At 66.5% G+C, this 7,795-nt stretch carries 6 protein-coding genes; 3 read left to right on the top strand and 3 right to left on the bottom strand.

The genetic code is table 11. The features are described from left to right. Positions 1-184: 184 nt before the first annotated feature. From ACF073_RS25590 to ACF073_RS25580, 3 genes are read right to left on the bottom strand one after another with little or no spacing between them, the layout of a single operon-like run. The gene (locus ACF073_RS25590) at positions 185-1,423 is read right to left on the bottom strand and encodes a S8 family serine peptidase (RefSeq protein ID WP_392073709.1); all 1,239 of its coding nucleotides are present in this window, start codon (positions 1,421-1,423) and stop codon (positions 185-187) included. Between the two features lie 57 nt (positions 1,424-1,480). Next, positions 1,481-3,292, bottom strand: a complete 1,812-nt coding sequence (locus ACF073_RS25585; protein ID WP_392073707.1) for a hypothetical protein — start codon at positions 3,290-3,292, stop codon at positions 1,481-1,483. Next, on the bottom strand, positions 3,289-3,741 hold the full coding sequence (locus ACF073_RS25580; RefSeq protein ID WP_392073705.1) for a hypothetical protein: 453 nt from the start codon (positions 3,739-3,741) through the stop codon (positions 3,289-3,291). Before ACF073_RS25580 ends, ACF073_RS25585 begins: the two co-directional genes overlap by 4 nt. Before the next feature lie 459 nt (positions 3,742-4,200). Here ACF073_RS25580 and ACF073_RS25575 point away from each other — a divergent pair, with 459 nt between their 5' ends. From ACF073_RS25575 to ACF073_RS25565, 3 genes are all read left to right on the top strand, one after another. Further along, complete coding sequence (locus ACF073_RS25575) at positions 4,201-4,719, top strand: hypothetical protein (RefSeq protein WP_392073703.1); 519 nt, start codon at positions 4,201-4,203, stop codon at positions 4,717-4,719. A 75-nt stretch (positions 4,720-4,794) separates the two neighbouring features. After that, complete coding sequence (locus tag ACF073_RS25570; protein WP_392073702.1) at positions 4,795-7,122, top strand: hypothetical protein; 2,328 nt, start codon at positions 4,795-4,797, stop codon at positions 7,120-7,122. A gap of 46 nt (positions 7,123-7,168) precedes the next feature. Further along, the gene (locus ACF073_RS25565; RefSeq protein WP_392073700.1) at positions 7,169-7,723 is read left to right on the top strand and encodes a hypothetical protein; all 555 of its coding nucleotides are present in this window, start codon (positions 7,169-7,171) and stop codon (positions 7,721-7,723) included. The last annotated feature ends 72 nt before the right edge of the window (positions 7,724-7,795 follow it).

Raw genomic sequence — 7,795 nt, 5'->3', positions numbered from 1 at the left:
ATACCCTTCCAGTTGCCCTCGAGGCTGTCGATCAGCGCCTGCAGTTCCTTGAGCTGACCCTTGATGCCCTCGAAACGGTGCAGAAGCTCCTTTTCAAGGACAACAATGTCCTTGTCACTTACCTTCTGACGCCCAGAAGCCATGTCACTGCCTTTCTTCGTGTCTTCACTTCACGGGAAACCGCTCAGGCGTTGCGGCGTGCGCGCAGCACGGCGAAGCCTGCTCCTGCGATGACCAGTACGGCGGCTACGGCGCCGATGATCACCCAGGTCTGGGTACCACCGTCGGAATCGGTGTCCTTCGCGGCCGCGGAGGTGGGGTCGTTGGCGGCGCCGGAGTCCATCGCCGGCTTGCCGGAAGGGGACTCGGCCGAGGGGCTGGGCTTCGCCGATGTGCCGCCGCCGTTCTCCTTGGCCAGCGGGTCGACGTCGGCCGGGCCGGGGTCGATGTCCTTGTTGATCAGTACGCGCCGGGGGCGGACGCCGCCGTAGCCGAGGTACTTGCTGGGCTTGTCCTTCGCCCAGTCCCTGGCAGCGGTGTCGATGAGGGTCCGCAGCACCTGGTTGGCCGTCCAGTCCGGGTGCGCCGACCAGATCAGGGCGGCGGAGGCGGAGGCGATGGCGGAGGCGGGGCTGGTGCCCTGGCTGTCGCAGTATTCGGTGAACTTGCCGTCGCACCAGGAGGGAATGCTCAGGCCCGGGGCCGCGAGGTCCACGTATCCACCGTACGTGGAGAACTTACCCACCGTGCCCGACTTGTCAATTGCCGATACACCGACCACGCCAGGGTAACTAGCCGGGTAAGCCTTGTAGTTGGTCTTGTCGCCCTCGTTCCCGATGGCAGCGAAGATCAACTTTCCCTTCGATACCGCATACTTCACAGCGGCTTGCGCTTCCTCATTGAAAACGGGAGCGCCGAAGGACATGTTGATGATTTTCGCTTCGCTATCAGCGGCCGCCCGAATCGCCTCCGCCTCATCAGGCGTCCTGCTGATTTCCTCAGCGCCTCGCAATTCCCCCCCGTCAATACGAAAGGGAATGATCTTGGCATCCGGAGCAAGCCCCTTGATGCCCCCGCCGGCACCCGTGCCCGCGATGATCTCGGCCATGGAGGTGCCGTGCCCGGCCTTGTCGTGGGTGACGTGGTAGGCCACGGCCTTCGGTACCTCATCGACAAGCACTTGGCCCTTGAGGGAGGAGGTCGCCGGATTGACCCCGCTGTCGATGACTGCGACCTTCACCCCCTTGCCCGTGCTGATCTTCCAGATGTCGTCAGCGCCCATCGCGTCCAGGTACCACTCCTTGGACTGAACGTCCACGGCGGCAGCCTCCGGAGCAAGCGTTGCCGACGTGATGACGAGCGCGCCGAGTGCCGAACCCACGGCGGACAGACGCCGCGCGTTGCGCCTCGTCAGGAAGGCCATCCTGGTGCCGTGTCGGCCGGTCCCTGGCTTCATGCCTGTCTACGTCCTCGCTCGTGTTCAGTCGTTCTTCTTGGGCTCGTCCCGCCGCTGCTGCGACGAGCGGCGCTGATCCTTGTCGGCAGTCCCACCGGTACGACCGGCCTCACCGCCCAAGCCCTGACGGCTGCCCACAGCACCCCGGCCGAGCCCCGCACCGCCGGGCTCGGATCCCTTCGCAGAGTCACGGGACGAACCGATGACCCCCTTGGGGTTGCCCGCAGAACGCAGCACCGCCTGGTCAGAACCGGATTCGGCCTTCGCCGCAGGAGCACCGAAGACACCTCGCTGACCGACGGGGCCCTTCGACGGAGTGGAGGATGTCGGTTCCTCGGCGCCGACGACCGTACCGCGCGGAACACGCGGACCAGCCGAACCTCCCGACGCACGGCCCGTGACAGGCTTGCCACCCACGACACCATTACGCGCCGCAGCGCTAGGCCCCGTCACCCCGGCACGCCCGGGGGTGTTGCTGGTCCTGGGGGTGCCGCCCGTGACAGGACGCCCCACCGGCGAACGACCGGACTGAACCGGCCCCCGCCCACCCTGCTGACCCATCGCGGGCGTACGTCCAGCAGCACGAGCGGCCTGTCCCATCGGACCCTGCGGCACACGCCCACCGGGACCCGAACGCCCTCCCTGCTGCCCCACCGGCCCCTGCGGAACGCGACCGCCCGCGACAGTACGCCCAGCCTGACCAGCGGGCCCCTGCGGCACCCGACCGCTTCCGGTTGTCGAAGGACCGCTGCGCCCCTGCGCCGTCACCGGCGGCCGGCCACCCGGCCCATAACCAGGAGTACGACCAGACGTCGGCACCACAGGAGGCGCCACCGGCCCCGTCGGCAACGGAGGCACCTGCCCACTGCCACCGGTGGTCGGCAGGGTAGGCGACGGAGAGCTGGGCGGCGCGGCAGGCGTCTGGGGAGGCAACGTCGTCGTGGTGTTGATCTCCGTACCGACATCACGACCAGAAGGAGGACTGGGCTCGTGAACGTCCTTGACGGGCAAAACGTGCCCCCTGGACTCCGTCCCGTTTGATGCAACTGTGCCGACGTGGCCTTCTCTGACATCGCCTCGGGCCGCAGACGCGGGCGTCGACGACTCTGACCCGTACCTCTGCATCTTGTCGTCAGCCCAGTGTGTCGGCACTCCGACATCCGTGATCGGCTTGAGCGGCTCCGGTTCCTTCTGCTTGTTCAGGTCCGTCGCCGCGACCTTGTAGTACGAGGCCAGCCGGTTCATCTGGTTGATGGCCTCTTGCCGGTTCTTCTCGGCCTTCAGCGCCGCCTCGTAGTCCGGGTTGCCGTCGACCTGCTTGGCCTTGGGCAGCTCGGTGGGCCGCTTCTGGTCCCCGGCCGGGCGGGGATCCCGGGGAGGCATGGAGACCCGCGCCGAGGCGAGACCCGTGGCCGCCACGGAGATGTGCGTGCCGGCCTGGTCGGCGTACCCGGCGAGGCCGTGGGTGTAGTCGATGAGTTGCCGCGTCCACCCGTGGAAGGACTCGGCGCCCTTGCCCTCCCAGTCGACCTTGAAGTGCTGCTCCAGTTCCTTCGCGGCCTTGCGGATGGCCTTGCCCGCGTCGAACAGCGACTTGCTCGTCAGTTCGAGGTGCTCGGGGTCGGCCTGTTCGACCAGGTCGATCATGGCGTTGAGGCCATGGTCCTCGAAGTCCGTCGACCCGACGAGGTTGACCCGGAAGCCGCCGCCGAAGAACGGCATGTGCGCCAGCATGTCCTGCGCGGTCGTGAGAGGCGCGACCTGCTGGCCGACCTCCTTGTCGACCCCCTGGACGGCGGACTCGTACTCGGGCTTCTGCTTCCAGTCGTCGCTCACGTGAGGTCCTTCTCCCCCGTCGACTTGTTACCGCCCGCGTGTTCCGCTTCCTGCTTGTCAGCGGGAGCGGCCTTCTTCGTGTGCTCCTGGTAGCGCTTCATGTCCTCTTCGTACTGCGTACCGATCTGCGTATGAAGCCGCCAGAAGCGCTGCCGGACCTCGTCCTCGGTCCCGTCGTAGGTGGCGTCGGCCGCATGCGACGCGAGCTTCAGGGACTCGATGTGCAGCCCCAGGGTCTTCGACAGGTGAGTGAGACGTGCGTGCACGGTCTCGTACGCCGAGTGCAGATCGCCCGCCTCGTTGAAGGGGGCCTGCGTCCCGCCGAACGACGTCCGGCTGAGGGACTGCTGCGCCACCTTGGACGGGCCCCCGTGCCCCTCCTCGAACTCGGACAGAGCGTCGTCGAGCCTGCCCTTGAACTCCTGCAGCGCGTCGATGCCACGCCTCATGCCCGAGCCGCCACCGTCAGTCACCGCGACCCCTTCCCCGTGTCCCCATTGCCCCGTTTGTCCAGCTATCGAGGGTCAGTCGCCCTGCGAGTCGCCGCCAGTCACTGTAGTCACTGGGCAAATCGCGGCCAACTGAACTTTGCGTCAGCCGAGTTGCGGTCGGGCCCGTAGCGGCCGACTGGCAGGGCGCCCGGGGACCGGGGCGGCCGTCGGTAGCGGCAGGCGGGATCCGGGCTTCCGCGCAGCGGCCTCGCATGCGCGCGACGGGCATCGCCGGACGGTTCGCATCCGTTCCGTCGACGGTCAACCAGGAAAGCCTCGTCAGCCGATCGGCGGAAGCACCTCCGCCGAACTTTCACAGTTGACACATCGCACATAGCAGACATGGTGCAAATTTTCCTCAGCACCACTTGCTAGCTTGACCCCGCACCAGAGTATCCACGGGGGAAGGGGCCTTCCATGGCATGGGACGAATGGGAGCAGCTCAAGGCGGACGCCGCCCAGGGGCAGTCCGCGCACACGCGACTCAACCATGTGGACGCGGGCGGCGGCACGTACGGCCCCTACGTCGTGCCGAGCGAGACCGGTGACCTCAAGGTGGGCCACAAGGATCTGGAGAAGATCGGCGGCGCCGCCCACCACCTCTACGACCAGCTGTGGGACAAGGCCCGGGTGGCGACCCCCAGCAGTGACTCGGCGGCCGGTGACCTCTCCAAGCAGGGCTTCGCCCTCGGCGCCGGGCTTCAGCACGTGTCCAACCGCTGGGAGGAGCAGCTGAAGTCCCTGATGGACGCCTGCGCCCAGATCTCCAATCACATGCAGACCACCAAGGCCGTGCACGCGAACGACGAGAACTACATCCAGCGGCAGATGAGCAGCATCGACGCGCTGGACGCCGGCTTCGACGAGCGGGTGGGGGCGCCGGGCAAGGAGAACTCCATCTACGGCGAGAAGGACAAGGGCAAGAAGAAGGAGTAGCGGTACCGGGAGGTGACGGCGATCCCTCCCGCCGCGTCAGCTGACACCGCTACTTCCAGAGGACGACGACACCGCATGGACTTCAACGCTCTGTACCACGCCAACTTCAAGCTGCTCGATGACGCGGTCACCGACTGGTCGACGCTGGTGAAGCATCTCGCGGACCTGAAGAAGGACGCCGAGGACGACCTGCACAAGGCGGCTCTCAAGGCTGACTGGGCGGGGGTGAACGCACAGGTCTCGCGGGAGTTCATCGGCAAGACGGCCGGGGAGTTCGGCGACGCCCACACGCAGGCGACCAGCATCTACAACATTTTGCTGGACACACAGGGCGAGCTGAAGTCGTACCACCAGCAGCTGACGGACGCCGTCTCGCGCGGACAGAAGAAGAACATCACCGTCATCGACGCGGGTGGCGGCAAGTTCTCGGTCATGGGCAGCACCCGGCCCGACTGGGCCGCGGATCCGAGCGGCGGGAAGGGCTCGGCCGACCAGAAGGACGTCGACGCTCTCCGTGACGAGATCCAGGGCATCCTCGACAAGGCCACCGAGAGCGACAACTCGGCCAAGACCGTCCTGATGGCGCTCGTCGACCAGACCAGGACGGGGTTCTCCGACGCCAGCTATGCCAACCGGGACGCCGCGGCGGACGCCGTCAAGGAGGCCGATACGCTGGCGAAGCTCGCCAGGAAGGATCCCGGAGACCTCTCCGTGGCGGACTTCGACCGCCTGAACGCGGGGCTGAAGAAGTACGCGAACGACCCCTTGTTCGCCGAGCGCTTCGCCTCTGACCTCGGGCCGCAGAAGACCCTGGAGTTCTGGACCGGGATCAGCGACCCCCACGGAGGCAACTACGAGCTGGGGCAGAAGCGCCACGACCAGTTCGACGACCTGCAGCGGAACCTGGGGCTGACGCTGGCCCATGCCACGCAGAGCGATTCCACCGAGATGACCGAGTGGAAGCGCAAGATGATCGACATCGGCGACAAGCCACTGCACGGCGACCGGGGCGGCCCCATGGGGTTCCAGGTCATGAGCAATCTCATGCGCACCGGTGACTATGACGATCAGTTCCTGAAGGACTACGGAACCAAGCTCATGGCCACCGAGCGGAAGCTCACCGGCAACGGTGAGCACGAGAACCTCATGTGGCGTTTGACCGGCGCGAGTTCATGGCTCAACCGGATCGGCGACGACAGCGGCAACGACCCGCTCACCGGCTACCTCAAGGGCCTGTCCAACAGCCCCGACGCCGCCACCGACTTCCTCAACCAGCCGTATGTGTGCAAGGACGACCCGGACAACCCCTTCGAACGGGACACGGACGGCAACGGCAAGAAGGGCAGGGTGTCGCTGTCGAACTTCCAGTACCTGTTCGAGGAGCGGGACTGGCCCCCGGCGACAGACTCCCATGGGAAGGATCTGTTCACGGGCCAGAACAACCTGGCGCTGGCTCTGGAAGCGGCCACGACCGGTCATCCCGCAGGGGAGATGCCGACCGCCGACACACCTCCGCACTCGGCCGACCAGGCCAAACTCATGCGGGCACTCGTCGACTCGGTCTCGGACGACCCCGGGCGCGTGAAGGACCACTCGTACATGTCGGACAGCCTCGGCCAGATCGGCTCCGAGTATCTGCCGGACATCCACCGAGCCATGGCCGACGGTCCCACGGTCAGGGACGGTGAGTCCGGGTGGAACCGGCTGTATCCGCTCGCGGGAACGGACGCCGGGCTCGATCACAGCGCCGTCACCCGGTTCCTCGTCACGGTCAGCCAGAATCCGGAGGGCTACGCCGCGCTCAGCGTGGGTGAGAAGGCGTACACGGCAAGCCTGATGGACCTCCACCTGAATCCGGACCTGCCCGCGGACCAGCGATATCCGCACGACGCGCACGACACCATCACGAGCATTTCCCGTAAGTCCGGCGAGTTCAGCGGGCTCCTGGCCCAAGGGCGGCAGGAAGCCGTCCTCGGGCCGGCCGGCGAGCAGGACAGCGACTACGACTACGCCGTGAGCCAGAAGAAGAACTTCATCTCGGGATTTGTCGGGACCGGGGTCGGCGTCGGAACGAGCTTCATCGCCAGTCCGGTGGTGGGTGCCGGTGTGGGTGGTGCCGCGGGTACCGTGACGTCCATGGTTCTGGAGGCTTTCTACAAGGACGACTCCGGTCAGTACCGGGCAGAGACCGGCGAGGACATCGCCACCCGGTGGGAAACCATCAAGGATTCGACGACCAACATCAACTACACAGCGGCTCACGAAGCGGCCAAGGCTCACCACGCCGACTACAGCGACCAGATCGACACCTGGGTCAGCGAAGGGACGGCCACTGGCTTCAATGATGCCAACACCGACATTCACGCGATGGCCAAGGACATGGACACCGAGATCCCGGACTGAGTCGGAGCCGACTGTGCCGCTCTCACTCCCTGCGTTGGAAGGCGATATGTACGACAACTCCGGAACCGGAGTCCGCTCCGCGCTCTCCGCTCTGGGAGCGGCGCTTCTGATCGGTCTGCTGGCCTCCTGCTCGTCGCCCTCGCCCACGCGCGAATACACCGTGCCCGGTGATGTATGCGGCATCAAGGTCAGCGGATCTCTGCTCGAACCCCTGCTGCCCGCAGGAAAGAAGATCAGCGCCGCGCCGACGTCAGCCGTCGGCGTCAAGCGCTGCCGACTCGTCGTGGACGAGCGGGTCGCCTTCTCCAGCAGCGTGGAAGTACACGATGCCACCATCACCGCCCGGGACGTCGCCATGTCCGCGGCCGGTGTTGAGCCGACCGACACGTCTGCGGACGGGGGCTACGTCATCTACTCGCGGACGGGAGCCGTCGGTCTGGTCAAGTGCCCCGCCACCTCGGCCAAGACCTCCGTCTGGGCCACCGTGCGCACCCAGCACACAGTGAATGCCTCTGCCATGCGCCATTTCATCGAGGCATACGCGAATGCCCTGAGCAGGAACGGCGCATGCGAATCGCCGGCGCCTTCGCCTGCGCCATGACCGCCCTGACCAAGGTGAGAGAGGGAATCGGCCCCTTCGGCGGCGTCCTTGGGGTGTGATCACCGGCGCCGC

This window comes from Streptomyces sp. NPDC015171 (genome assembly GCF_043079545.1).
GTDB lineage: Bacteria > Actinomycetota > Actinomycetes > Streptomycetales > Streptomycetaceae > Streptomyces.
This window is presented reverse-complemented; position numbering and strand designations above follow the sequence as displayed.

Coding starts and splice junctions, on each gene's coding strand:
- ACF073_RS25590 (WP_392073709.1), bottom strand. CDS start 1,423: ATGGCCTTCCTGACGAGGCGCAACGCGCGGCGTCTGTCCGCCGTGGGT.
- ACF073_RS25580 (WP_392073705.1), bottom strand. CDS start 3,741: ATGAGGCGTGGCATCGACGCGCTGCAGGAGTTCAAGGGCAGGCTCGAC.
- ACF073_RS25575 (WP_392073703.1), top strand. CDS start 4,201: ATGGCATGGGACGAATGGGAGCAGCTCAAGGCGGACGCCGCCCAGGGG.
- ACF073_RS25570 (WP_392073702.1), top strand. CDS start 4,795: ATGGACTTCAACGCTCTGTACCACGCCAACTTCAAGCTGCTCGATGAC.
- ACF073_RS25565 (WP_392073700.1), top strand. CDS start 7,169: ATGTACGACAACTCCGGAACCGGAGTCCGCTCCGCGCTCTCCGCTCTG.